This is a genomic window from Burkholderia sp. MS389, from assembly GCF_016899425.1.
GTDB classification, from domain to species: Bacteria; Pseudomonadota; Gammaproteobacteria; order Burkholderiales; family Burkholderiaceae; genus Burkholderia; species Burkholderia sola.
Genome location: NZ_CP045994.1, coordinates 2,195,040 through 2,219,539 on the forward strand (window position 1 = coordinate 2,195,040; position 24,500 = coordinate 2,219,539).

Below are 24,500 nucleotides of genomic sequence, written 5' to 3' on the forward strand. Positions count from 1 at the left end.
CCTCCGGACAGGTAAATGACATGATACGCCGATTGCTCCGGACGCCGCGCCTAGGGCGCGACCGGAGCCGGCTGGATGCGCTTGCCGCAGATGCTCAGGGCACTCGGGACGTTTGAGGGCGCCGGCCCGAATCGGGGCGGCACCCCGTTTAAGCTCACGGGCGCTTCAGCAGCACCTGATCGATCAGCCCGTACGCCTTCGCGTCCTCGCTCGACATGAAGTTATCACGGTCGGTGTCGCGCGCGATGCGCTCGACGTCCTGGCCCGTGTGCTGCGCGAGCAGGTTGTTCAACCGTTCCTTCAGGTACAGGATCTCGCGTGCCTGGATCTCGATGTCGGATGCCTGGCCGCGCGCGCCGCCGAGCGGCTGGTGAATCATCACGCGCGAGTTCGGCAGAGCAAAGCGCTTGCCCTTCGCGCCCGACGCGAGCAGGAACGCACCCATGCTGGCCGCGAGGCCCATGCACAGGGTCGACACGTCCGGCTTGATGAACTGCATCGTGTCGTAGATCGCCATCCCGGCCGACACCGAGCCGCCCGGGCTGTTGATGTAGAGGCTGATGTCCTTGTCGGGATTCTCGCTCTCGAGGAACAGCAATTGCGCGACCACGAGGTTGGCGGTCTGGTCGTTCACTTCGCCGACCATGAACACCAGGCGCTCCTTCAGGAGACGCGAATAGATATCGTACGAACGCTCGCCGCGGCCGCTCGTTTCGACGACGATCGGCACCAGCCCCAGCGCTTGCGCCTCGAAACCCTGCGGCGCGTTCGAAGCAAGCATGTCCAGCAATTCAGCGCGAGTGATCATTCAATGAACCTTGTTCGAATGGAAAATTGAACGGAAGGAAGCCGCCCGCCCAATCGCCATATTAATGGCAACCGTGCGCTTGACGTAAAAACGGCGTGCGGGCCGTCGCTCCGACAGCCGGCACGCCGCTAGAGCAACACTTACGCTTGCGCCGATGCGCTCGCGAGTGCCTCGAAGCTCACTTCCTTGTCCGTCACCTTTGCCTTGCCCAGCACGAAATCGACGACGTTGCTTTCAACGACGAACGCTTCCATCTCGGCGAGGCGCTGCTGGTTGGAATAATACCAGCGGACCACTTCCTTCGGGTCTTCGTAGCTCTTCGCGAACTCGTCGACTTCCGCGCGGATCTGTTCCGGCTTCGCTTCGAGGCCGTTCGCCTTCACCAGCTCGGCCAGCACGAGGCCCAGCTTCACGCGGCGCTCGGCCTGCTCGACGAACATTTCGGCCGGGATCGGCGCGTCCTTCGCGTTCGGCACGCCGCGCTGCGCCAGATCCTGGCGAGCCATTTCGACGAGACGTTGCTGGTCCTGCTCGATCAGCGCCTTCGGCACGTCGAGTTCGGAAATCTTCAGCAGCGCGTCCATCACCTGGTTCTTGACGATCGACTGCGTGCGACGCTTCGCTTCGCGCTCGAGGTTTTCCTTGATCTCGGCGCGCATCTTCGTGAGGTCGCCGTCTTCGATACCGAGCGACTTCGCGAATTCCGCGTCGATTTCCGGCAGGTGCGGCCATTCGATCTTCTTCATCGTGACCGTGAACTGCGCCGTTTTGCCGGCGACGTCCTTGCCGTGGTAGTCGTCCGGGAACTTGAGGTCGAACGTACGCTGTTCGCCGACCTTCAGGCCGAGCGCCGCCGTTTCGAATTCCGGCAGCATGCGGCCTTCGCCGAGCACGAACGGGAAATCTTCGGCCGTGCCGCCCGGGAACGCGACGTCGTCGATCTTGCCGACGAAGTCGACCGTCACGCGGTCGCCGTTCTTCGCTGCGGTGTCGTCGCCGCCGTCGCCGTGCTCGCCGGCTTCGCCGCGTGCGTGGTAGTGCACGCGCTGCTTGCGCAGGATGTCCAGCGTGCGGTCGATTTCGGCGTCGCCGATCGACGTGGTCGAGCGCTCGACTTCAGCCGTCGCCAGATCGCCGATCTTCACTTCCGGGTAGACCTCGAACGTCGCGTCGAACGCGTAGGCATTCTCAGCCTGCTCCTGCTTCGGCTCGAAGCTCGGCTGGCCGGCGACGCGCAGGTTTTCCGCGCGGCTGATCGTGAAGAATTCCTGGCCGATCTTGTCGCTCAGCACTTCGGCTTCGACCTGACCTGCGTATTGCTGGGCGACCATCTTCACCGGCACCTTGCCCGGGCGGAAACCCGGCATGCGCACGGTCTTCGCGAGTTTCTGGATGCGGGCGTCGATTTCCTTCTGCACGGTGTCTTTCGGCAAAGAAATCGTCACACGGCGTTCAAGCTTGCCGAGGTTCTCAACAACGTTAGCCATGGCTTCAATCGTCCTAAAATTATTCGAGCGAATCGGGTTTTCCTTGCCGTGCCTGCCTGCAGCATGCGGTGCGTCGCACTCGCACGCCGCGCCGGAGCGCCACGCCATCCCTGCACGCGCCGGATGGCTAGCGCAAGCGGCTCGGAGCACGGCTTTGGCCGGAAGAATCGAGTATTCTAGCAAACAATTTTCCTCATACGGCCAGATCGGTGCGACACGCGTGCGTCCCGCGCCGTCGACGGCCCGTTACACGGCCCATGCACGCGGATCGCGGCTATGCCGAACGGCGTATCCACCGCGCGCGCGCCATCCTGTAAGCTCCGATAGCGTGTGAGCCACTCTCGTGGCCCGACCGCTCATTCTTCACACCAATAACGCCTTCCGGAGACACCATGCCGCACCACCCGTCCGCGCCTGTCGTCGTCATCGCGCCCGATTCGTTCAAAGGCTCGCTTTCCGCCGAGCAGGTCGCGGACGCGATCGCCACCGGCATCCGCCGCGCGCGGCCCGACGCGGTCGTGCGCTGCTGCCCGATGGCCGATGGCGGCGAAGGCACGCTCAACGCGATGCTGGCAGGCGGCGGCACGCGGCGCACGCTGCGCGTGGCCGGTGCGTCGCTGGCGGCGCGCGATGCGGCGGTCGGCGTGATCGATGCGCGCACCGCGATCGTCGAGACGGCCGAGATCGTCGGGATCACCGACGCGGTCGGCATGAGCGTGCCGGTCGACGCGCGCAGCACGCGCGGGATGGGCGACGCAATCCGCACGCTGCTCGACGACGGCGTGCGCCGCTTCTTCGTCGCGCTCGGCGGCAGCAGCACCAACGACGCGGGCGCCGGGTTGCTCGCGGGCCTCGGCCTGCAATGCTTCGACGCCAGCGGCCAGTCGGTCGAGCCGGTGCCGTCGCGGCTCGCCGACATCGCGCACATCGACGCGTCGGGGCTCGATCCGCGCCTGAAGGAAACGGAATTCGTCGGCATGTCCGACGTCGACAACCCGCTGACGGGCGCGCATGGCGCGACCGCCGTATTCGGTCCGCAAAAGGGCGTGACGGCCGCCCAGGTCGCGATCCTCGATGCGGCCCTCGCCCGCTTCGCCGACCTGCTCGAAGCCGCGCTCGACCGCCGCGGCCGCGATCTGCCGGGTGCGGGCGCCGCGGGCGGCCTCGGTTTCGCGCTGCACATGCTCGGCGCACGCTTCGAGCCCGGCGCCGAAGTGGTCGCGCGCCAGGTCGGGCTCGACGCCGCACTGGCCGGCGCCGACTGGCTGATCACCGGCGAAGGCCGCTCCGACGTGCAGACGCTGCACGGCAAGGCGCCGTTCATCGCTTGCCGGCACGCGCGGGCTGCCGGCGTAAGCGCGTCGCTGCTGTCGGGCGCGGTCGACCCGGCCGCGCTGCCGCGCCTGTCCGAGCATTTCTCCGGCTGCTTTTCGCCGGCGCCCGGGCCGATCACGCTCGACGTCGCGATCCGCGACGCGGCCAATCTGCTCGCGAACGAAGCGGAACAGTTGACACGCCTGAAGTACGGTGCACACTGACCGTTGACCCGAGCGCGCGATACAGGAACAATCGGGCCCGCCCTTTTTCTTCAGGATTCGACATGAAAGGCCGTCAAGCCGGGCTCGATCAGTTTCTGACCTATCGCCTCCATGCGCTCACGAAGCGCTCCGACCGCGGGATCGGCGAGGTGTACCGGCACAAGCTCGACATCTCGCTGCCCGAGGCGCGCGTGATCGCCGCCGTCGGCGCATTCGGCCCGTTCTCGATCATGGATCTCGCGCGCCACACCAATCTCGACAAGAGCCAGGCGAGCCGCGCGGCGGAAGCGCTGCTGCGCCAGGGGCTGCTCGAGCGCAGCGCGAGCGACGAAGACGGCCGGATCGTGCTGATCGCGCTGACCACCGACGGTCGCGCGCTGCATCGCAAGATCATGCCGATCGTGCGCAAATGGAACGACGGCTTGCTCGCATGCCTGTCCGACAGCGAACGTCAGACGTTCGAGCGGCTGCTCGACAAGGTCGTCACGCACGCGATCGAACGCGACGACTGAGCCGCGTGGCGGGCCGCCATCGCCGGATTGGCGAGCGCTGGCGGCAGGTTTGATCCGACGAATCAGACAGGCCGCCCGGGTCGCGTCACGTGCGATCCGGGCGGCCCGTTTTGCGTCATGCGGCAGGCATCGCACGAAGCGCGCGTGGTCGCGTTGACGGCGTTGCCGGCGGCCGCGAATTCAGCCGCCCCGTGCGCACTACAACCCGCTGTTCGCCGCGCGCTGGCGCAACAACCCGAGCACCGCGTCGCAGTACGGGGTCGGCACGCCAAGCTTGCGGCCGAGCTCCGGAAACACGCCGAGGATCGGCCCGATCTCCAGCGAGCGCCCCGCCTCGAAATCCTGCAGCATCGACGTCTTGAATGCGCCGAGCTTGCGCGTAACCGCGATCCGCTCGGGGCCGCTCATCCCGGTGGACAGGCCGAGCCTCGCGCCGATCGCGGCTGCCTCCTCCATCATCCGCAGCGCGAGATCCTGCGTGAACGGATCGTCGAGCAACTGCTCGGCCGTCGACCCGGTCAGCGCGCTCAGCGGATTCATGTTCATGTTGCCCCACAGCTTCGCCCAGATCTCGGTCCGGATCGCGCGCGTCGATTCGACGTCGAAACCGCCGGCCGAGAGCGCGTCGGCGAACCGCGCGGTGGGCATGTCGAGCCGCGGATCGGGCGTGCCGACGATCAGCCGGTTGCCGCGCCCGCGACGCACGACACCCGGCGCATCGGTACTCGACGACAGGTGCACGACGCAGCCGATCGCCTGTGCAGGCGGCAACGCGGCCGACACCGCGCCGGCGGGGTCGACCGCATCGAGCGGCACGCCGTCGATTGCCCCTTCGAGCCCGTGCGTGAACCACCACGGCAGCCCGTTCATCGCCGCGACGATCACGGTGTCCGGCCCGACCAGCGGCGCGATGCGCGCGGCCAGCGCCGGCAGCGCCTGTGCCTTCAGCGCGATCACCACGTAGTCCTGCACGCCGAGCGCGGCCGCATCGTCGCTGGCGCGCACCGGCACCGACGAGATTGCGCCCGCCTCGTCGATCACGCGCACGCCGTGCGTATTCAGTGCATCGAGCGTCGCGCCGCGTGCGTACGCGCTCACGGTCATGCCGGCTCTCGACAACGCGGCCGCGAGCAATCCGCCGATCGCGCCGACGCCGACCACCGCCGTGCGCACCGACCCCGAATTCGTGTCCTTCATGATGGCATTCCGTCTCCTGGGAGCTGACGAGCATAACGCTCAATGGTTGCGGGCACAACCATTCTGGCAACGCAGTGCGCGCCGCCCGGCACACGTTCGTGCGCTTCAGCGCGGCACGCCGCCAGCTTCCACAGCTTCATCGTCGGTCGCGCCGCCGGTCGCGCCGAGCATGCCGGCGATCTGGCTCTTGTCGTGCATGCCGAGCTTGCGGTACGCGCAGCGCAGGTAGTGGCGCACGGTGGTCGGCGAGATCGCCATCTGCTGCGCGACTTCCTTGTGCGAACGCCCGGCGCCGTAATAGCGGATCGCCGCGAGTTCGCGCGGGCTCAGCCGGTCGAGCAGCGAGCGCGGCCGCGCGTCGATCTGGAACAGCCCCGCGACGGGCACGCACTGGATGCGCAGCGCGTCGCCGACGAACGGCCGGCCCGAGTGGCGCCGCAGGTACGCGACGAGCGGCTCCGGCACGCGCGCGCCGGCCCAGTCCGGCCATTCCGTGCGCAGCACGTCGTCGAAACCGTGATCGGCGTGGTGCAGCACCCCGAAGTTGTCGCACAGCGCACGCGCGGCCGGCGCGGCCGTGTCGGCGCGCTCGCGTTCGCGCGTGAGCTGCGCGGCGCGATTGATCGTCAATGCGGCCGCGAGATGCGGAATGACCTCCTCGAAACGACGCGCGTCGTCGTCGCCGAACGGCCGGTTCAGGCCCTGACGGTAGATCGACACGAACGTCGTCAGGCCGAAGCGGCGATCGAGCGTACACACGAACATCAGTTGCGCGAGCCCGTATTTCACGCACCAGTCGCGAAACCGCGCATCGAGCCCCGGCTCGACAACCGACAGCCGCACCGCGCGGCCGTGTGCGCCGTGCAACGTGCGGTGCGCGAGCGGATCGCAATCGCGCACGCGCTTCCAGTCGCTGAAGAACGCGTGCGGCAACCGGTACAAAAAGCTGTTGTGCATCACCGGGCCGGTCGGCAGATGGGTCGCGACGCCCGTCCACGCGGCATCGAACGGCATGAGCGCCTGCAGCAGCGAAAAGAACCGGTACTCGAATTCGCCGATGGCGGACTGCGCGGCCACCGCGTACAGGTCGAGCAGCATCAGGCCGAGTGCGCGCTGCGCTGCGTCGCCACGCGTGACGCCGTCGAAATCGGCGCGACGGGACGGCCGCGGCGGCCACGCGAATTCGTCGAGCACGATGGCGGCCGGCACGTCGCGCAGCGCGTCGAGATCCTGCCCGATATCCGTCGTGATCCTCACCTTCCGCTCCCCTGCCCGGTCGGGCTGCTGATGTGCGCAACGACACCGGCCGATTATAGCGAGCGGCTTTTTTGGCGGGCCGGGGCGCCGGAACGCTCGCCAGCCCCATCCATTTGAACGGTGCGCCGCCGGTTGCTGCTGCGCAGCAACGCGCGCGGCGGCATCGCGGGGCCTTTGCGCCGTGCGTCGCGGGTTTTCCGCACCGTTCATCTGGACGACTGTTCGGCCGTTTTCCCGCTGCGGACACTGCGTCGCGACAACACCAACGACAAACCGATGCAGGACGGTATGGAGAACCCGACGTGACGACACCCCGCTTCATCCGCACGGCCGCGGCCGGCGCGGCGCTTGCCGCATGCGGCGCCGCCGCGCACGCGCAGTCCGCCCTCACGCTGTACGGCGCGCTCGACGCCGGCGTGCAATATCTGACGCACGCCGACGGGCATCGTTCGGCCGTGCGGTTGCAGAACTACGGCATCCTGCCTTCGCAGTTCGGGATCAAGGGCCACGAGGATCTCGGCGGCGGGTGGCGGGCGCTGTTCAAGCTCGAACAGGGCCTCAACCTCAATGACGGCACCGCGACCGTGCCCGGCTACGCGTTCTTCCGCGGCGCATATGTGGGGATCGCCGGGCCGGTCGGCACCGTCACGCTCGGCCGCCAGTTCAGCGTGCTGTTCGACAAGACGCTGTTCTACGACCCGCTCTGGTATGCGTCGTACAGCGGTCAGGGCGTGCTCGTGCCGATGAGCGCGAACTTCATCGACCACTCGGTCAAATACCAGTCGCCGTCGTTCGCCGGCTTCGACGTCGAGGCGCTCGTCGCGACCTCGGGCGTCGCCGGCAATACGCGCGCCGGACGCGTGCTCGAGCTCGGCGGCCAGTACACGAGCAACGGCCTGTCGGTCAGCGCGGTGCTGCATCAGGCGCACGGCGACGTATCGGCGGCGGCCGACGCGTCTGCGCGGCGTCGCGAACTCGGCACGCTCGCCGCGCGTTATGCATTCGCGACGCTGCCGCTCAGCGTGTATGCGGGCGTCGAGCGCCTGACCGGCGACCTCGACGCGGCCCGCACGATCGTCTGGGGTGGCGCGCGCTACCTGACATCGAACGGAATCGGCCTGAACGCGGGCGTCTACCACACCGATTCGCGCACGCCGGCGATCGGCCATCCGACGCTGTTCATCGCGAGCACCACGTACGCGCTGTCCAAACGCACCGTCGCGTACCTGAACCTCGGCTATGCGCGCAACAGCGGCCAGAGTTCGCAGACCGTCTACGAATACGACCCGACGCCGCTCGCCGGCGCGTCGCAGTTCGGCGCGATGGTCGGCATGTACCACCTGTTCTGATTCCGTCAACGAGATCCCGCCATGAAAACCTTGTCCTCCGATGCCGCCCTCTCGCCCGACGGCCGCGCATCGACATTCGCGCGCGCGACGCTCGTCGCGCTCGTCGTGTTCGCGGCCATCACGCCGCTGCTGCTGCTCGTGGCGCCCGCCGTCGCCGGTCGGCTGGCGACGCAGCTCGGTTTGTCCGCGTCGCAAATCGGCATCTACTTCTTCGTCGAACTCGGCGCGTTCAGCGTCGCGACCGTGCCGTCGTACCTGTGGCTCGGTCGCATCGACGCGCGCCGCGTCGCCGCGTTCGCCATCGCGGTGTTCGGCGCGGGCAACCTGCTGACCGCGCTCTGGATGCCGGGCTTTGCCGCGCTGCTCGCGCTGCGCGCCTTCACCGCGCTCGGCGGCGGCTCGCTGATGGTGCTCTGCATGACGAGCGCGGCGACGAGCAAAAACAGCGACCGGGTGTACGGCCTGTGGGTCGTCGGCCAACTGATCGCGGGCGCGATCGGCCTGTTCGTGCTGCCGCACGTGTTCGCCGCATTCGGGCTGCGCGCGCTGTACGTCGGGCTCGCCGCGCTCGCGCTGCTCGCGGCGCCGCTGTCGCGCGGCTTTCCGTCGTCGCTCGGCATGCGGACGGCATCCGCGCACACCGCGCGCAGCGACGCACCGCGAACGCCGCGACGCTTCGTCGTACTCGCCATCGCCGCGGTGCTGACGTTCTATCTCGCGATCGGCAGCGTGTGGACGTTCGCGAGCCGCGCGGCGGCCGAGGCCGGGCTCGATCCGCAGTCGACCGGCAACGTGCTCGCGATCGCGAGCGTGATGGGGATCGCCGGCGCGGCGCTCGCGTCGTGCGCGGGCGGCCGGCTCGCGCGGCGCGCAATGCTGGCGGCCGGTTACGGGCTGCTCGCGGCGTCGCTCGTCGCGCTCGCCGCGCTACGTGACACCGGCGGCTACAGCGCGGCGATCTTCGTGTTCAAGTTCGCGTGGACCTTCGTACTGCCGTTCATCCTCGCGACCGTCGCGCAGATCGACACGTCGGGCCGCCTCGTCGCGACGCTCAATTTCGTGATCGGCGCGGGGCTCGCCGCCGGCCCGCTGCTGGCGGGCTTGATGCTCGACGCCGGCGGCACGATGCGCGCGCTGTTCGCGGCCGCGACGGCCGTCGCGATCGTGTCGTTCGCCGCGCTGCGCCACATCGATCGCCGTTCTTCCGTTTCCTCCCAACCGTGACAGGTCACGCATCCATGAATCGCACTGCCTTCTTCACCGACGAACGCACTTTCTGGCATACCGGCGGCACGCACGCGCTGTTCTTTCCGGTCGGCGGCTGGGTCCAGCCGCCATCGAGCGCGGGCTACGCGGAATCGCCCGATTCGAAGCGCCGCTTCCTATCGCTCGTGCAGGCATCGGGCCTCGCCGCGCAGTTGGACCTGCGCGGCGCCGAGCCCGCGACGGCCGCCGACCTGCTGCGCATTCATCCCGCGCACTATCTCGACGCGTTCCGCGCGCTGAGCGACGCGAACGGCGGCGACCTCGGCGAGCTCGCGCCGTTCGGCAAGGGCAGCTACGAGATCGCCGCGCTGTCGGCCGGCCTCGCGATCGCGGCGGTCGACGCCGTCGTCGGCAAGCGCGCGGCGAACGCGTTCTCGCTGTCGCGGCCGCCCGGCCATCACTGCCTGCGCGACCGCCCGATGGGCTTCTGCCTGCTCGCGAACATCCCGATCGCGATCGAAGCCGCGCGCGCGAAGCACGGCATCGAGCGCGTCGCGGTGATCGACTGGGACGTGCATCACGGCAACGGCACGCAGTCGATCTACTACGACGATCCCGATACGCTGACGATCTCGCTGCACCAGGACCGCTGCTTCCCGCCCGGCTACAGCGGTGCGGACGATCGCGGCGAAGGCGCGGGCGTCGGCGCGAACCTGAACGTGCCGCTGCTCGCGGGCAGCGGCGACGATGCGTATCGCCATGCGTTCGAGCGGATCGTGCTGCCGGCGCTCGTGCGCTTCCGCCCCGAGCTGATCGTCGTCGCGAGCGGCCTCGATGCGAGCGCGGTCGATCCACTCGCGCGCATGCAGCTGCATACCGACAGCTACCGGTTCATGACCCTCGCGGTGAAGGAAGCCGCGCAGCGCCATTGCGGCGGGCGACTGGTGATCGTTCACGAAGGCGGCTATTCGGAGGCGTACGTGCCGTTCTGCGGGCTCGCGATCGTCGAGGAACTGGCCGGCATTCGCACCGAGGTCGCCGATCCGATGCTCGACCTCGCGATCGCGCAGCAGCCGGACGAGCGGTTCGTCGCGTTCCAGCGCGCACTGCTCGACGAACTGGCCGTGTCGTTCGGGTTGTAACGCGCGGGAACGAACGTGACGGGGCCGGCCCGTGCCGGCCCTTGCGCGATCGGTGCGGATGGGGTTTCCTGTGTCTTTATCCCTGTTCCGGCACGAGGCCGCACTCTTCCGATGAAATCGTCCCCGCGCGACAACAACGACAACGCCAAAACGCGCCGCCAGCCGTCGAAGCTGGCCCTGAACATCGCCGCCGTGACGGTCGGCCTCATCACGTTCGCGATCGGCGCGGCGTGGGTAATCTATAGCTGGATCGTCGATCGCGAAGCGCAGTATTTCGCGATTCCGCTGGTGTTCTCGGTGCCGGTGATCGTGGCCGTCGCGATCCGCAGCTTTTGGGAATAAGTGCGGCGGAAACGACGAAGCGCTCATCTACGAGCCATTTGCAGGCCGGCATGCGTTCCCGGACTGTTGCATGCTGCCCTTCGATACAACACTGAGTGCGGACACAGCCAGCACCGTACCAACCGATTTCAGCACGGATTCCGCGGAAGGAGGCGCACCGCCCGCGATCCGCCACCCCGAGGAAGTCGACGTGGAAGCGGAGCAGTCCAGCGGCTTCCTGACGGTCGCGTCGGGTCTGGCGCTCCACGCCACGTTGTCGGCAGGCGTGGCCGCGACAGCCGGCATGGCCAGCATCAGCGCCAGAACGCCGATCGACGTGCGTATGGTGTGGGTCATCGACGGTCCCCGGTTGAACAGCCCGCGTGTATAAAAGGCTTTGCCATGTTACATGCCGCCGATTTAACGTGCCTGCGCAAACGGCATCCTCCCGGCTGACGGCCATCAACAAAAAAGCGCTGCGGTCAGCCGACCGGCAGCGCTTTTTCGCGAACGTCCCCTGACGGGGCACGTTCGACTTCTGGTGCGTGAGGCCGGACTCGAACCGGCACACCCTTGCGGGCGTCAGGACCTAAACCTGGTGCGTCTACCAATTTCGCCACTCACGCGTATTTCCGTCGCCTGATCGCGCGGGACGCAAGATGCGTGCTCCACGCGCCCGGGGCTTGCCCGGGACTTCTCACGCCGGCCCGAAAACCGGCACGCCCGATCAGGCGAGCGCGAGATTCTACCCGATCCGTTCGGCGTTGTCTCGCCCCGTCGGCGCCCGTCGTGCCGCGGTGCTAGAATGCCGCGCTCGACGTTTCGGCAGCGCGCCGCCGCGCGTCCCCCGAACCCGCCCCCACCCGATTTCGCCCGTGAACTTCGACGACTACTGTCAGCAAAAGGCCGCCCCCGCCGGCTCCAGCGTCTACTACGCGCTGCGCCAGGCGCCGCTCGCCACGCAGCCGCGCCTGACCGCGCTGTTCGCGCTGCGCCGCGAACTCGAGGAAACCGTCAAGGAAACCAGCGATCCGACCGTCGGACACACGAAGCTCGCGTGGTGGCACAAGGAACTCGCGGCACTCGCCGACGGGCAGCCGTCGCACCCGGTCACGAAGGCGCTCGCGCAGCATCACCCGGCAATCGCCGCGGAAGCCGATGCATTGCGCACGCTCGTCAACGGTTACGGGATGGACCTCGAACAGGCGCGCTACCTCGATTTCGCGAACCTGCAGCGCTATATCGCGCAGGTCGGCGGCACGTTCGCGTCGCTGGTTGCGCGCGCCAGTTCGCCGAACCCGGCCGATCCGCAGCCGTGGGCCGCGGACGTCGGCCGCGCGCTGATGCTCGCGCAATTCGTGCAGGAGCTCGGCAACGACGCGCGCCACGGCCGCATTTATTTGCCGATCGACGAACTCCAACGCTACAACGTGACCGCGGCCGATCTGCTGAATCGCCGCTACAGCCCGGCCTTCACCGAATTGCTGCAATTCCAGACGACCCGCGCGCGCGAAGCGCTCGCGGCCGCCGATGCGGCGATTCCCGCCGCCGAACGTCGCGCGCAGCGCACACTGCGCGCGCAGCTCGCGCTGGCCGGGGCGCTGCTCGACGAAATCGCGCGCGACGGCTACCAGGTGCTGCACCAGCGCATTGCGCTCACGCCGATCCGCAAGCTGTGGATCGCGTGGCGCGCCGCACGCCGCCGCTGAGCGGCGCGCCTCACACCTTCAGCAGCGGCAGCGTATCGAAACGCTGCTGCAGCACGCGCGTCGCATCGAGCCCCCACCACGGCCCAAGCACGGTCGCGTAAAGCTGGCGGAAATCGACCGCGACCGGCAGGTTGCCGTTGCCGTCGAGCCGTCCGAGCGCCGGCGGCGCACCGTACAACCCGCCCGCCACGCGGCCGCCCATCACGAAATGCGGCGCGGCCGTGCCGTGATCGGTGCCGTTGCTCTGGTTCTCGCGCACGCGCCGCCCGAATTCCGCATACGTCATCACGAGCGTCTCGTTCCAGCGCCCGAGTTCGATCAACGCCGCGCGCATCGCGCTCATCCCGTCCGCGAACTGCTTGAGCAGCGCGGCGTGCTGCCCCGGCTGGTTCTGGTGCGTGTCGAAGCCGTTGAGCGTCAGGCGCAGCACCGCGACACCGTCCTGCGCGCCGGGGCCGGACGCTTCGCACGCGGCCAGCACCTGCATCGCGGTCTTGACCGACGTGCCGAACGCGCCGGCCGGAAAGGCCGTCCTGAATTCGCGCATCCCGCCGCGCGGGCGCAGCCGGTCGGCCGCCTTCACGATGTCGTTCTCGACGTCGATGATGTGCGCGAGCGCCGGGTTCTGCTCGCGCAGCGACGACGGTTCGGCGAGCCGGGCCGCACGGATGAACTGCGCGGGATTGACGAGCGCGATCGCGCGCGCGCCGTTCGACAGCGGCCCCATCTCGGCGCTGCCGAGCACGACGCCGTCCGCCGCGAAACCGGGCGGCACGGGCGCCTGCGCGAACGTGCGCGTGAGCCAGCCTTCGTGCAGGTACTGATCCGAGCGCGACGCGGTGTCCCAGATCTCGATCGAACGGAAATGCGACAGGTTCGGCTGCGGATAGCCGACCCCCTGCACGACCGCGACCTGCCCGTCGCGCCACAGCGGCATCAGCGGCGCGAGCGACGGGTGCAGCCCCGTCTGCGCGTCGAGCTGCAGCACCTGGTCGCGCTTGATGCCGATGCTGCGCCGGAGCGGGTAATACAACGGATCGGCATACGGCACCACCGTGTTGAGGCCGTCGTTGCCGCCCTTCAACTCGACGAGGATCAGCACGTTCGCATACCCGGTCGCGGACTTGCGCCCGGCCGGCGTCGCGGCAGCCGCCATCGCGGGCGCTTGCCACATCGACACGCCGGCAGCGACCGCGGCGCCTGCGAGCGTCAGAAAATCACGTCGGTTCATCGCACATCCTTTGGTTCGCCGCCGCGGCAGCTGCCCGCTTCGTCGTCGTTTGCATCATTTCAGTTGATAGGCCGGATCCATCAGCAGCGCCTCGAGATACGCGCTGCCGGTCGAATCCGTGTCGATCGCCGCGACCGGCGAAAGCTGCAACACCGCGTGCTGCAACTGCAGTTCGGTCGACAATCCCGCGACCGCCTGCGGCCGCGCGCGATACTGGGCGAGCCAGCGTTCGAGGTCGAAACGCAGGCCGCCGCGCGCCGGCTTCGCCGGCAGGCCGCGCAGGCCGACAGCGGACGCCGTGTCGATCACCGGCATCGCATGCGCACGCGCGTTCGGCGGCGGCGTCATCGCGCCACGGGCCGGCGGCCGCATGCCGGCCGTCTCGGTCGCGCGGAACAGCTGCTCGACGAACTGCTTGCGCGACAGCAGCGTGGTGCTGTTGATCCACAGCGCGCCGCCCGGCCAACCCTTCACGTTCGGCGGATAGAACAGGTTCTGCCCGAGCGTGCGCACGGTGTCCGCGAGCATCTGCGGATCGCCGTACGCGACGTCGAACAGCCGCACCGACCCGACCACGAATTCCGCCGGCGACTTGACCAGCACGCCGCGGTTGCGCGGATCCCAGAACGCGTCGGTCGACCACAGCGCGGCGAGCGCCGCGCGAATGTCGTAGCCGCTCGTGCGAAACCGTTCGGCGATCGCATCGAGCGCACCCGGCTCCGGCGCATCGGACACGAACTCGCGCCACAGCTTGCCGGCGATGAAACGCGCGGTGCCCGGCCGCTTCAGCAGGACGTCGAGAAAGCCATCGCCGTCGAACGGCCCGGTTTCGCCGAGGATCGTCTTGTCGCCGGCATCGTGCCAGTCGGGCCGCACCGCGAAGCGCAGCGTATCGGGATCGACGGTCCAGCCCGTCATCGCGCGCGCGGCTTCGGTCACGTCGTATTGTGTGTAGTGCCCTTCGCCGAGCGTGAACAGCTCCATCACCTCGCGCGCGAAATTCTCGTTCGGCCGCCCCTTGCGATTGCTCGCGCCGTCGAGATACTGCAGCATCGCCGGGTCCTTCGCGACCGCGTGCAGCAGCGTGCCGAAGTTGCCGAGCGCCTCGCGGCGAAACAGCGCGTTCTGCGCGGCCATCGTTTGCGGATAAGGGACCTTGTCCTGTCCGGACGTGAAATGCCCATGCCAGAACAGCGTCATGCGCTCGGTCAGCGGCGACGGCGTCGCGACCATCTCGTTGACCCAGGCCGCGCGCAACGCATCATAGCGGCGATTGCGCTCGCGCTGCTCGTCGCGCCGCATGTCGGGCGTCAGCGCCTGGCGCTGCGCGCGCGTCGGCGGCGGCTCGGCGAGCCAGTCGGGCCACGTCGTGACGGGTTCGCGTCGCGCGCTGCCGAGGGTGTCGGCGACGACCTGCGCGCGCGTCATGCCGACGATGCGCGCGACCTCGGCGGGCGCGGGAGAGAAACCGGTGCGGCTGAGGAAAAACAGTGCGTCGTCGGCATCGAGCGGCGACTGCATGGCAGGCGACGGCGCCGGTGCGGCAGCGTTCGCTTTCATCGTCATGGACTCCGGGAACGCACCGGCGGTGCGGATGCCCGTACAACGGCATTCGGCAGCAGAAAGTTGACGGAAAAAGTGCTACGAATTCTTTCCGCGCGGACACTTCCGCGCAAGAAGAATGACGGCACGCGTCAGCGCTTGTACAGCTCGCGAACGGCGTCTTCGATGTGCTGGCGCAACAGGTGCCGCTCTTCGGGCGTCATGTGCCCGTCGCGGCGGCGCTGTTCGAGATCGGGAGGCACGGCGGAACGAACCGTCATATCGGCGGCGCGATCGGGTTGCGGCGCTTTGCCGCGCGGCAGCTTGCGCGACGATGCGCCCTGCTCGGGGCGCTGCGCATACGCGAAGTTCGACGCATACGGACCGGCAAGCGCGATCGTCAGCATCAGTGCAATCCGGGCAGATCGCATGACCGTCCTCGCTTCTTTGGTCGATTTGTTCCCTTCGTCACGCGGCAACCGGTTACCTCTGGTACTTGAAAAACCCTGCGGAATTCGGGTGTGCAAAGATGAAAGATGGAGTGCAGGGGAGTATCTACCGAATTTCGGCTTCGAGTAAAGGAATCTCTATAGCCTGCCTTTACTCGGCGCGACACTACGGGTAAATTTTGTAACCGACTGTAACGCACGAAAATCCCCGGCCGTGCGTCAATTCCCATTCGCGATAAGATGCCGATCATGGAAACGAAAAACCCCTCCAAGATTCTCGTCGTCGACGACGACCCTCGCCTGCGCGATCTGCTGCGCCGCTACCTCGGCGAACAGGGTTTCAACGTCTACGTCGCGGAAAACGCGACCGCGATGAACAAGCTCTGGGTACGCGAGCGCTTCGACCTGCTCGTGCTCGACCTGATGCTGCCGGGCGAAGACGGCCTGTCGATCTGCCGCCGGCTGCGCGGCAGCAACGACCGCACGCCGATCATCATGCTCACCGCGAAGGGCGAAGACGTCGATCGCATCGTCGGCCTCGAGATGGGCGCCGACGATTACCTGCCGAAGCCGTTCAACCCGCGCGAACTGGTCGCGCGCATTCACGCGGTGCTGCGCCGCCAGGCGCCGGCCGAACTGCCGGGCGCGCCGTCGGAAACCACCGAGGTGTTCGAGTTCGGCGAATTCTCGCTGAACCTCGCCACGCGCACGCTGACGAAGTCCGGCCAGGAAATTCCGCTGACCACCGGCGAATTCTCCGTGCTGAAGGTGTTCGCGCGCCATCCGCGCCAGCCGCTGTCGCGTGAAAAGCTGATGGAACTCGCGCGCGGCCGCGAATACGAAGTGTTCGACCGCAGCCTCGACGTGCAGATCTCGCGCCTGCGCAAGCTGATCGAGCCGGATCCGGGCAGCCCGCGCTTCATCCAGACCGTCTGGGGCCTCGGCTACGTGTTCATCCCGGACGGCGCCGCCTGAGCTTCTTCCTTCCCGGTTTCGCCCCGCCCACGGCCCGTCCCATGCGTATCGACCGGCGCCTTTTGCAGCTCGCGTTCGGCGGGCTGTTCTGGCGCACCTTCCTGCTGATCGCGCTGCTGATCTCGGTCAGTCTCGCCGCGTGGTTCCAGAGCTTTCGCGTGATCGAGCGGGAGCCGCGTGCGCAGCGCGTCGCGCTCCAGCTCGTCGCGGTCGTGAAGCTCACGCGCACCGCCCTGCTCTATTCCGATCCCGACTTGCGGCGCGCGCTGCTGCAGGATCTCGAGAGCAACGAGGGCGTGCGCGTGTACCCGCGCGAGAAAACCGACAAGTTCAAGCTGCAGCCCGACGAATCGCTGAACCGCCTGATCGAACACGACATCCGCAGCCGCCTCGGCGACGATACCGTGATCGCGCAGTCGGTCAACGACATTCCCGGCGTGTGGATCAGCTTCAAGATCGACGACGACGATTACTGGGTCGCGCTCGACCGCGACCAGCTCGACAACGTCACGGGCCTGCAGTGGGCCGGCTGGGGGTTGTTCGCGCTCGCGCTGTCGCTGTTCGGCTCCGCATTCATCACGAGCCTCGTGAACCGGCCGTTCTCGCGGCTCGCGCTCGCCGCGCGCCAGGTCGGTTCGGGCCAGGCGCCCGAGCCGCTGCCCGAGCGCGGGATGGGCGTCGCGGCCGACACCAACCGCAGCTTCAACCAGATGGTGCGCGACCTCGAACAGCTCGAGGCCGATCGCGCGCTGATGCTCGCGGGCATCTCGCACGACCTGCGCACGCCGCTCGCGCGGCTGCGGCTCGAAACCGAGATGAGCCCGTCCGACCAGGCGACCAAGGACGCGATGGTCGACGACATCGAACAGATGGACCGCATCATCGCGGCCTTCATCGACTATGCGCGCCCGTCGCAGCGCAAGCCCGAGCCCGTCGACCTGTCGTCGGTCGCGCACGAAGTCGCCGCGCGCGTGTCGGGCGAGGACGGCGTCGAGATCCGCACGCGGCTCGCGCCGAGCGCGATCATCGAAGCCGACGAGACCGACATGCGGCGCGTGATCGGCAACCTCGTCGAGAACGCGCGCAAGTACGGTCAGAGCAAACAGGACGGCATTTCGCGCATCACGCTCGAGACGCGCGTGTCGCATGCGCGCGTCGAGCTGTCGGTGAGCGACGAAGGCCCCGGCATTCCCGAGGATCAACTGCCGCTCGTGATGCGGCCGTTCTACCGCGTCGACACCGCCCGCACCAAGGCGGACGGCACGGGCCTCGGGATGGCGATCGTGCTGCGGCTCGTCGGCCGCTATCGCGGCGCGCTGCGCCTGCGCAACCGCCACCCGGAAGCCGGCCTCGAGGTCACGCTGGAATTCCCCGGCGCCGGCAAGGCGCGTGCGACCGCGTGACACGCTCGCGCACGCATCTTGCGCGTCACACTATCGACCCGGTTGACAAAAGCTATGAGAGTCGTTAGTCAAAATCTATTGAAGCGCCTTGCTAATAGTGTTATAGTTTTCCCCATGCTGTCACATCATCGTTGCAGCACCGAGGTAGCTTGACTCAGTCTTCTTCCCAACTCACACAGGAGTATCCGCATGAAAACCGTGGGCGATAAACTCGAAGCTTTCACCGTCGTAGCCGCGAAGCCGGGCTTCAATAATCACGAGGAAAACGGCCAGTCGGCGTTCGAGACCGTCACCGAAGCGTCGTTCCCGGGCAAGTGGAAGATCATCTACTTCTATCCGAAGGATTTCACGTTCGTGTGCCCGACGGAAATCGTCGAATTCGCGAAGCTCACGAAGCAGTTCGAAGAGCGCGACGCCGTCCTGCTCGGCGGCAGCTCGGACAACGAATTCGTCAAGCTCGCATGGCGTCGTGAGCACAAGGACCTCGACAAGCTGAACCACTACTCGTTCGGCGACGTCAAGGGCGAACTGATCGACCAGCTCGGCGTGCGCGACAAGGAAGCCGGCGTGGCCCTGCGTGCAACGTTCATCGTCGATCCGGACAACACGATCCAGCACGTGTCGGTGAACAACCTGAACGTCGGCCGCAGCCCGGAAGAAGTCCTGCGCATTCTGGACGGCCTGCAAACGGACGAACTGTGCCCGTGCAACCGCGCAGTCGGCGGCGCAACGCTGTAAGCGTAGCAATGCACGAAGCCCGCGGCGCACGTCCTGCCTGCGGGCTTTTTTAACGGCCAACCCATAGGAGATATCAATGGAATTCATCGACTCGATTAAGGCACGTATCCCCGACTACGCGAAGGACATTCGCCTGAACCTCGATGGCACGATCTCGCGCTCGTCGCTCGAAGGCACCGATGCGGTCGGCGTGGCGCTGGCGGCGGCCATCGCGGCGAAGAGCACGGTGCTCGTGAAGACGATCCGCGAAGCCGGCGTGCTGTCGCCCGAAGAGACCAACGCCGTGCTGACGGCGGCCGCGCTGATGGGGATGAACAACACCTGGTATCCGTATGTCGAGATGGCCGACGACGCCGACCTGAAGACGCAGCGCGCCGAATTGCGGATGGGTGCGTACGCGACGCACGGCGGCGTCGACAAGCGCAAATTCGAGATGTACGCGCTCGCCGCGTCGATCGTCGGCAAGTGCCACTTCTGCGTGAAGTCGCACTATGCGCTGCTGAAGAACGAGCAAGGGATGACGACGACGCAACTGCGCGACGTCGGCCGCATCGCGTCGGTGATCAACGCCGCCGCGCAGGTGATCGCCGCCGAAGGCGAATAAGCGGTTGCACGGCGCGCGGCCGTGAGCCGCGCCTGCTGCAAACGAAAATGCCACGCATTCGCGTGGCATTTTTCATTTCGGCGGCGCGGCGTGCGGCGCGAACCGCACGCGCCGCCGTCAAGGTCGTCAGCCGCCCTGCTTCACCAGCAACGCGGCAGCCTGCGCCTCGATCCCCTCGCCGCGGCCGAGATAGCCGAGCTTCTCGTTGGTCTTCGCCTTCACGTTCACGCGATCGAGCGGCAGCCCGAGATCGGCCGCGATGTTCGCGCGCATCCCTTCGATATGCGGTGCCAGCTTCGGCGCCTGGGCGATCACGGTGGTGTCCACGTTCTGGATCGTGAAGCCGGCCGCCTTGATGCGTGCGGCGCACTCGCGCAGCAGCACGCGGCTGTCGGCGCCCTTGAATGCCGCGTCCGTGTCGGAAAAATGGCGGCCGATGTCGCCGAGCGCCGCCGCGCCGAACAGCGCGTCGGTGATCGCGTGCAGCAGCACGTCCGCGTCCGAGTGGCCGAGCAGGCCGCGTTCGTACGGAATCGTCACGCCGCCGATGATGAGGGGGCGCCCCTCGACGAGCTGGTGCACGTCGTAGCCTTGTCCGATTCTGAAATCCATGCGTGTTCCGATTGAGAGGGGGTGAATGTCAGGAAGCGTTCGCGGGGCGCGCGAGGATCGCTTCCGCGAGCGCGAAGTCTTCCGGATACGTGACCTTGAAATTGCGCAGGCTGCCCTGCACGACGCGCGGCGTATGACCAGCCCATTCGATCGCGCTGGCCTCGTCGGTCAGGTCGTGCCCTTCGCGCTGCGCCTGCAGGATCGCGTCGCGCAGCATGCCGATGCGGAACATCTGCGGCGTCTGCGCCTGCCACAGCGCGTCGCGCGACTCGGTGCGCGCGATCGCGTCGCCGCCGGCCGGCACGCGCTTGAGCGTATCGGCCACCGGCAGCGCGACGATCCCGCCGACCGGGTCGTCCTTCAGCGTCGCGACCAGCGTGCGGATCAGCGCCGGCGTGATGCCCGGGCGCGCGGCGTCGTGCACGAGCACCCAGTCGTGGTCGGTCGCGCCGAATTCGGCCAGCTCCAGCAGCCCGTTCAGCACCGACGCCTGCCGCGAGCCGCCGCCGCAGCGGCGCACCGCGAAGCGCAGGCCCGCGAAGCGGCGCGCGTCGAAATGGGAATCGTCGGGCGCGAGCACGACGAGCGTCTGCGCGAACTCGCTGCATGCGTCGAACGCAGCGAGCGTGTAGTGCAGCAGCGCGCGGCCGGCCAGCGTGCGGTATTGCTTCGGCACGGCCGAACCGGAACGGCTGCCCGTGCCGGCGCAAGGAATCAGGGCGAAAAGTCGGGGAGTCACGAAGGGAAACGCCGGAAAGGTGAAATCGAGAAGCGGATTTTATAATAGGTCTTTCGTCTCGACCGGCGCACGCGATGCGCCCGTGCACGCCACCCCTGTCGTCCCTATGCCAGATAACGCTTCCACCCCGTCCGCTTCACCCGTTGCCCGCGTCAAGCCCGGCCAGCGTTTTGCCTTCGACGGCGCGCACGGCTCCGCCGACGCGCTCGCCATCGCCCGTTATCTCGCCGACAACCGCCAGGACGTGCCGCTCCTCGCGGTGATCTGCGCGAACGCGGTCGACGCGCAGCGGCTGTCGCAGGAAATCCGCTACTTTTCGCCCGATGCGCGCGTGCGCCTGCTGCCCGACTGGGAAACGCTGCCGTACGACACCTTCTCGCCGCACCAGGACCTCGTGTCCGAGCGCCTCGCCACGCTGCACGACCTCGGCGAGGGCCGCTGCGACATCCTGCTCGTGCCCGCGACCACCGCACTGTACCGGATGCCGCCCGCGTCGTTCATGGCCGCGTACACGTTCGCGTTCGCGCAGGGCGAGCGGCTCGACGAGGCGAAGCTGAAGGCGCAGCTCACGCTGGCCGGCTACGAGCACGTGAGCCAGGTCGTGCGGCCCGGCGAATACTGCGTGCGCGGCTCGCTGATCGACCTGTACCCGATGGGTTCGCCGCTGCCGTACCGGATCGACCTGTTCGACGACCAGGTCGATTCGATTCGCGCGTTCGATCCCGACACGCAGCGCAGCCTCTATCCGGTGCGCGACGTGCGCCTGCTGCCCGGCCGCGAGTTCCCGTTCGACGAAGCGGCGCGCACGGCCTTCCGCAGCCGCTGGCGCGAAACCTTCGAAGGCGATCCGAGTCGCGCGCCGATCTACAAGGACATCGGCAACGGCGTGCCGTCGGCCGGCATCGAGTACTACCTGCCGCTGTTCTTCGACGAGACGGCCACGCTGTTCCACTACCTGCCGCAGGACGCGCACCTCGTGTTCACCGGCGATCTCGACGCGTCGATCCGCCGCTTCACGGCCGATACGAAGCAGCGTCACGCGTTCCTCGCACACGATCGCGAGCGGCCGATCCTCGAGCCGCAGCGGCTGTTCCTGTCCGACGAGGATTTCTTCGCGTTCGCGAAGCCGTTCGCGCGCGTCGTGCTGCCCGCGCAGCCGGCCGGCGGCTGGGCGACCGCGCTGCCCGAACTGACCGTCGACCGCCATGCGGACGATCCGCTCGCGTCGCTGCGCACGTTCGTCGAATCGTCGGGCAAGCGCGTGCTGCTGACGGTCGAATCGGCCGGCCGCCGCGAGACGATCCTGCAACTGCTGGCCGAACACCACCTGCGCCCCGCGTCGAACGACGACTTCGCGGGCTGGCTCGCGAGCGACGAACGCTTCGCGCTCGGCGTCGCGCCGCTCGCGAACGGCTTCGCGGTGCCGGGCGAAGGCTATGCGATCGTCACCGAAACCGAGCTGTACGGCGCGCTCGGCCGCCGCGCGGGCCGCCGCCGGCAGGAACAGGCGAGCAACGTCGACGCGATGGTGCGCGACCTGTCGGAGCTGAAGGTCGGCGATCCGGTCGTCCACGCGCAGCACGGCATCGGCCGCTACATGGGCCTCGTGTCGATGGATCTCGGCGAGGGCGAAACCGAATTCCTGCATCTCGAATACTCGGGCGACAGCAAGCTCTACGTGCCCGTCGCGCAACTGCACGTGATCTCGCGCTACAGCGGCGCCGACCCCGACAGCGCGCCGCTGCACGCGCTCGGCTCCGGCCAGTGGGAGCGCGCGAAGCGCAAGGCCGCGCAGCAGATCCGCGATACGGCCGCCGAGTTGCTGAACCTGTACGCACGCCGCGCGGCCCGCGAAGGCCATGCGTTCTCGCTCGACCCGCGCGACTACGTGAAATTCGCGGAAAGCTTCGGCTTCGAGGAAACGCCCGACCAGGCCGCGGCGATCGCGGCCGTGATCGGCGACATGACGAGCGGCAAGCCGATGGACCGCCTCGTGTGCGGCGACGTCGGCTTCGGCAAGACCGAGGTCGCGCTGCGCGCGGCATTCATCGCGGTGCTCGGCGGCAAGCAAGTCGCGCTGCTGTCGCCGACCACGCTGCTCGCCGAGCAGCACACGCAGACCTTCGCCGACCGCTTCGCGGACTGGCCGGTGCGGATCGTCGAGCTGTCGCGCTTCAAGACCGCGAAGGAAGTGAACGCGGCGATCGCGCAGATCAACGAAGGCAGCGTCGACATCGTGATCGGCACGCACAAGCTGCTGTCGTCGGACGTGCAGTTCAAGCGCCTCGGCCTCGTGATCATCGACGAGGAACACCGCTTCGGCGTGCGCCAGAAGGAAGCGCTGAAGGCGCTGCGCGCGGAAGTCGACGTGCTGACGCTCACCGCGACGCCGATCCCGCGGACGCTCGGGATGGCGCTCGAAGGGCTGCGCGATTTCTCGGTGATCGCGACCGCGCCGCAGAAGCGGCTCGCGATCAAGACCTTCGTGCGCCGCGAGGAGGAAAGCGTGATCCGCGAGGCGATGCTGCGCGAGCTGAAGCGCGGCGGCCAGGTGTACTTCCTGCACAACGAGGTCGAGACGATCGAGAACCGCAAGGCGATGCTCGAGGCGCTCGTGCCCGAAGCGCGCATCGTGATCGCGCACGGCCAGATGCACGAGCGCGAACTCGAACGCGTGATGCGCGATTTCGTCGCGCAGCGCGCGAACGTGCTGCTGTGCACGACCATCATCGAGACCGGCATCGACGTGCCGAGCGCGAACACGATCATCATGCACCGCGCGGACAAGTTCGGCCTCGCGCAGCTTCACCAGTTGCGCGGCCGCGTTGGCCGCTCGCACCACCAGGCGTATGCGTACCTGCTGGTGCACGATCCGCAGTCGCTGACCAAGCAGGCGCAGCGCCGGCTGGAAGCGATCCAGCAAATGGAGGAACTGGGCTCGGGCTTCTATCTCGCGATGCACGACCTCGAGATCCGCGGCACCGGCGAGGTGCTCGGCGACAAGCAGTCGGGCGAAATCCACGAGATCGGCTTCCAGCTCTATACGGACATGCTGAACGACGCGGTGAAGGCGCTGAAGAACGGCAAGGAGCCCGACCTCACCGCCCCGCTCGCCGCGACGACCGAAATCAACCTGCATGCGCCCGCGATCCTGCCGGCCGACTACTGCGCGGACGTGCAGGAGCGGCTGTCGCTGTACAAGCGGCTCGCGAACTGCGAGCACGGCGACGCGATCGACGGCATCCAGGAGGAATTGATCGACCGCTTCGGCAAGCTGCCGCCGCAGGCGCACGCGCTCGTCGAGACGCACCGGCTGCGGATCGCCGCGAAGCCGCTCGGCATCGTGAAGATCGATGCGAGCGAAGTCGCGATCGGCCTGCAGTTCGAGCCGAATCCGCCGATCGACCCGATGCGGATCATCGAGATGGTGCAGAAGCATCGCCACATCAAGCTCGCGGGCCAGGACAAGCTGCGCATCGAGACGCGCTCGCCCGATCTCGCGATCCGCGTATCGACGATCAAGGAAACGCTGCGCGCGCTCGGCCCGAAACAGGGGGCGGCCGTCGCGGCCCGCTGATGCCATCCTGACGGGCGCGACGTTGCTGCACCGCATCGCGCCCGACGAAGGCGGGCCGGCGCGTTTTTGAGTATGATTTCCCATTCATCAGACGGAGTTTTGCC

23 protein-coding genes and 1 tRNA gene are annotated in these 24,500 nt (G+C 67.8%); 14 read left to right on the forward strand and 10 right to left on the reverse strand.

Annotated elements, in window-relative coordinates; all coding sequences use genetic code 11:
- Positions 1-154 precede the first annotated feature (154 nt).
- Together clpP and tig are read right to left on the reverse strand one after the other, a co-directional pair.
- Entirely contained in the window at positions 155-808 is a 654-nt protein-coding gene (gene clpP, locus GJG85_RS10155; protein ID WP_006496351.1) for an ATP-dependent Clp endopeptidase proteolytic subunit ClpP, read from the reverse strand.
- A gap of 140 nt (positions 809-948) precedes the next feature.
- On the reverse strand, positions 949-2,295 hold the full coding sequence (tig, locus tag GJG85_RS10160; RefSeq protein WP_050013283.1) for a trigger factor: 1,347 nt from the start codon (positions 2,293-2,295) through the stop codon (positions 949-951).
- Between the two features lie 392 nt (positions 2,296-2,687).
- Here tig and GJG85_RS10165 point away from each other — a divergent pair, with 392 nt between their 5' ends.
- Both GJG85_RS10165 and GJG85_RS10170 read left to right on the forward strand, forming a co-directional pair.
- Entirely contained in the window at positions 2,688-3,833 is a 1,146-nt protein-coding gene (locus tag GJG85_RS10165) for a glycerate kinase (RefSeq protein WP_204383289.1), read from the forward strand.
- Between the two features lie 62 nt (positions 3,834-3,895).
- A complete protein-coding gene (locus tag GJG85_RS10170) occupies positions 3,896-4,345 on the forward strand; it encodes a MarR family transcriptional regulator (protein WP_050013285.1) in 450 nt (149 codons plus the stop codon).
- Between the two features lie 198 nt (positions 4,346-4,543).
- On the opposite strand, the gene GJG85_RS10175 is transcribed toward GJG85_RS10170, so the two are convergent.
- Together GJG85_RS10175 and GJG85_RS10180 are read right to left on the reverse strand one after the other, a co-directional pair.
- Positions 4,544-5,542: a 2-dehydropantoate 2-reductase gene (locus tag GJG85_RS10175; protein WP_050013286.1), complete on the reverse strand. Its 999-nt coding sequence runs from the start codon at positions 5,540-5,542 to the stop codon at positions 4,544-4,546.
- 105 nt (positions 5,543-5,647) lie between these two features.
- Positions 5,648-6,799: a helix-turn-helix transcriptional regulator gene (locus tag GJG85_RS10180; RefSeq protein WP_124630788.1), complete on the reverse strand. Its 1,152-nt coding sequence runs from the start codon at positions 6,797-6,799 to the stop codon at positions 5,648-5,650.
- 132 nt (positions 6,800-6,931) lie between these two features.
- Here GJG85_RS10180 and GJG85_RS10185 point away from each other — a divergent pair, with 132 nt between their 5' ends.
- The 6 genes from GJG85_RS10185 to GJG85_RS10210 all read left to right on the forward strand — a co-directional run bounded on the left by GJG85_RS10185 (position 6,932) and on the right by GJG85_RS10210 (position 11,208).
- A complete protein-coding gene (locus tag GJG85_RS10185; RefSeq protein WP_235356189.1) occupies positions 6,932-7,105 on the forward strand; it encodes a hypothetical protein in 174 nt (57 codons plus the stop codon).
- Positions 7,102-8,148 carry a porin gene (locus GJG85_RS10190; protein ID WP_204383290.1) on the forward strand — a complete coding sequence of 349 codons (1,047 nt, stop codon included), beginning with the start codon at positions 7,102-7,104 and terminating at the stop codon, positions 8,146-8,148. The genes GJG85_RS10185 and GJG85_RS10190 overlap by 4 nt, the downstream gene beginning before the upstream one ends.
- A gap of 21 nt (positions 8,149-8,169) precedes the next feature.
- Positions 8,170-9,372 carry an MFS transporter gene (locus tag GJG85_RS10195; RefSeq protein WP_050013290.1) on the forward strand — a complete coding sequence of 401 codons (1,203 nt, stop codon included), beginning with the start codon at positions 8,170-8,172 and terminating at the stop codon, positions 9,370-9,372.
- A 14-nt stretch (positions 9,373-9,386) separates the two neighbouring features.
- Entirely contained in the window at positions 9,387-10,496 is a 1,110-nt protein-coding gene (locus GJG85_RS10200; RefSeq protein WP_089488551.1) for a class II histone deacetylase, read from the forward strand.
- Positions 10,497-10,607: 111 nt separating this feature from the next.
- The gene (locus GJG85_RS10205) at positions 10,608-10,838 is read left to right on the forward strand and encodes a hypothetical protein (protein WP_050013292.1); all 231 of its coding nucleotides are present in this window, start codon (positions 10,608-10,610) and stop codon (positions 10,836-10,838) included.
- A gap of 70 nt (positions 10,839-10,908) precedes the next feature.
- The gene (locus GJG85_RS10210) at positions 10,909-11,208 is read left to right on the forward strand and encodes a hypothetical protein (RefSeq protein ID WP_050013293.1); all 300 of its coding nucleotides are present in this window, start codon (positions 10,909-10,911) and stop codon (positions 11,206-11,208) included.
- Positions 11,209-11,356: 148 nt separating this feature from the next.
- Here the strand turns inward: GJG85_RS10210 and GJG85_RS10215 are convergent.
- A tRNA-Leu gene (locus GJG85_RS10215) sits at positions 11,357-11,443 on the reverse strand.
- Positions 11,444-11,692: 249 nt separating this feature from the next.
- Between GJG85_RS10215 and hpnD the strand changes: the two genes are divergently transcribed.
- The gene (hpnD, locus tag GJG85_RS10220) at positions 11,693-12,526 is read left to right on the forward strand and encodes a presqualene diphosphate synthase HpnD (protein WP_050013294.1); all 834 of its coding nucleotides are present in this window, start codon (positions 11,693-11,695) and stop codon (positions 12,524-12,526) included.
- A 10-nt stretch (positions 12,527-12,536) separates the two neighbouring features.
- Here the strand turns inward: hpnD and GJG85_RS10225 are convergent, their stop codons facing one another.
- The 3 genes from GJG85_RS10225 to GJG85_RS10235 form a co-directional block, all read right to left on the reverse strand.
- On the reverse strand, positions 12,537-13,757 hold the full coding sequence (locus GJG85_RS10225; protein WP_089488553.1) for a DUF1501 domain-containing protein: 1,221 nt from the start codon (positions 13,755-13,757) through the stop codon (positions 12,537-12,539).
- Positions 13,758-13,811: 54 nt separating this feature from the next.
- Positions 13,812-15,317, reverse strand: coding sequence for a DUF1800 domain-containing protein (locus tag GJG85_RS10230; protein ID WP_089488661.1), 1,506 nt, complete (start codon positions 15,315-15,317; stop codon positions 13,812-13,814).
- Between the two features lie 134 nt (positions 15,318-15,451).
- Positions 15,452-15,730: a hypothetical protein gene (locus tag GJG85_RS10235; protein ID WP_006478566.1), complete on the reverse strand. Its 279-nt coding sequence runs from the start codon at positions 15,728-15,730 to the stop codon at positions 15,452-15,454.
- 267 nt (positions 15,731-15,997) lie between these two features.
- On the opposite strand from GJG85_RS10235, the gene ompR reads away from it, so the two are divergent.
- The 4 genes from ompR (at position 15,998) to GJG85_RS10255 (ending at position 19,468) form a co-directional block, all read left to right on the forward strand.
- Positions 15,998-16,723, forward strand: coding sequence for a two-component system response regulator OmpR (gene ompR / locus GJG85_RS10240; RefSeq protein WP_004199523.1), 726 nt, complete (start codon positions 15,998-16,000; stop codon positions 16,721-16,723).
- 41 nt (positions 16,724-16,764) lie between these two features.
- The gene (locus GJG85_RS10245; RefSeq protein WP_050013296.1) at positions 16,765-18,126 is read left to right on the forward strand and encodes an ATP-binding protein; all 1,362 of its coding nucleotides are present in this window, start codon (positions 16,765-16,767) and stop codon (positions 18,124-18,126) included.
- Positions 18,127-18,315: 189 nt separating this feature from the next.
- Positions 18,316-18,864, forward strand: a complete 549-nt coding sequence (locus GJG85_RS10250; protein ID WP_006478563.1) for a peroxiredoxin — start codon at positions 18,316-18,318, stop codon at positions 18,862-18,864.
- Positions 18,865-18,940: 76 nt separating this feature from the next.
- Positions 18,941-19,468: a carboxymuconolactone decarboxylase family protein gene (locus GJG85_RS10255; RefSeq protein ID WP_050013297.1), complete on the forward strand. Its 528-nt coding sequence runs from the start codon at positions 18,941-18,943 to the stop codon at positions 19,466-19,468.
- Positions 19,469-19,594: 126 nt separating this feature from the next.
- Here the strand turns inward: GJG85_RS10255 and ispF are convergent, their stop codons facing one another.
- Together ispF and ispD are read right to left on the reverse strand one after the other, a co-directional pair.
- A complete protein-coding gene (gene ispF / locus GJG85_RS10260) occupies positions 19,595-20,080 on the reverse strand; it encodes a 2-C-methyl-D-erythritol 2,4-cyclodiphosphate synthase (RefSeq protein ID WP_050013298.1) in 486 nt (161 codons plus the stop codon).
- A 28-nt stretch (positions 20,081-20,108) separates the two neighbouring features.
- A complete protein-coding gene (ispD, locus tag GJG85_RS10265; RefSeq protein WP_050013299.1) occupies positions 20,109-20,819 on the reverse strand; it encodes a 2-C-methyl-D-erythritol 4-phosphate cytidylyltransferase in 711 nt (236 codons plus the stop codon).
- 19 nt (positions 20,820-20,838) lie between these two features.
- Here ispD and mfd point away from each other — a divergent pair, with 19 nt between their 5' ends.
- Positions 20,839-24,396: a transcription-repair coupling factor gene (gene mfd, locus GJG85_RS10270; protein ID WP_089488554.1), complete on the forward strand. Its 3,558-nt coding sequence runs from the start codon at positions 20,839-20,841 to the stop codon at positions 24,394-24,396.
- Positions 24,397-24,500 lie beyond the last annotated feature (104 nt).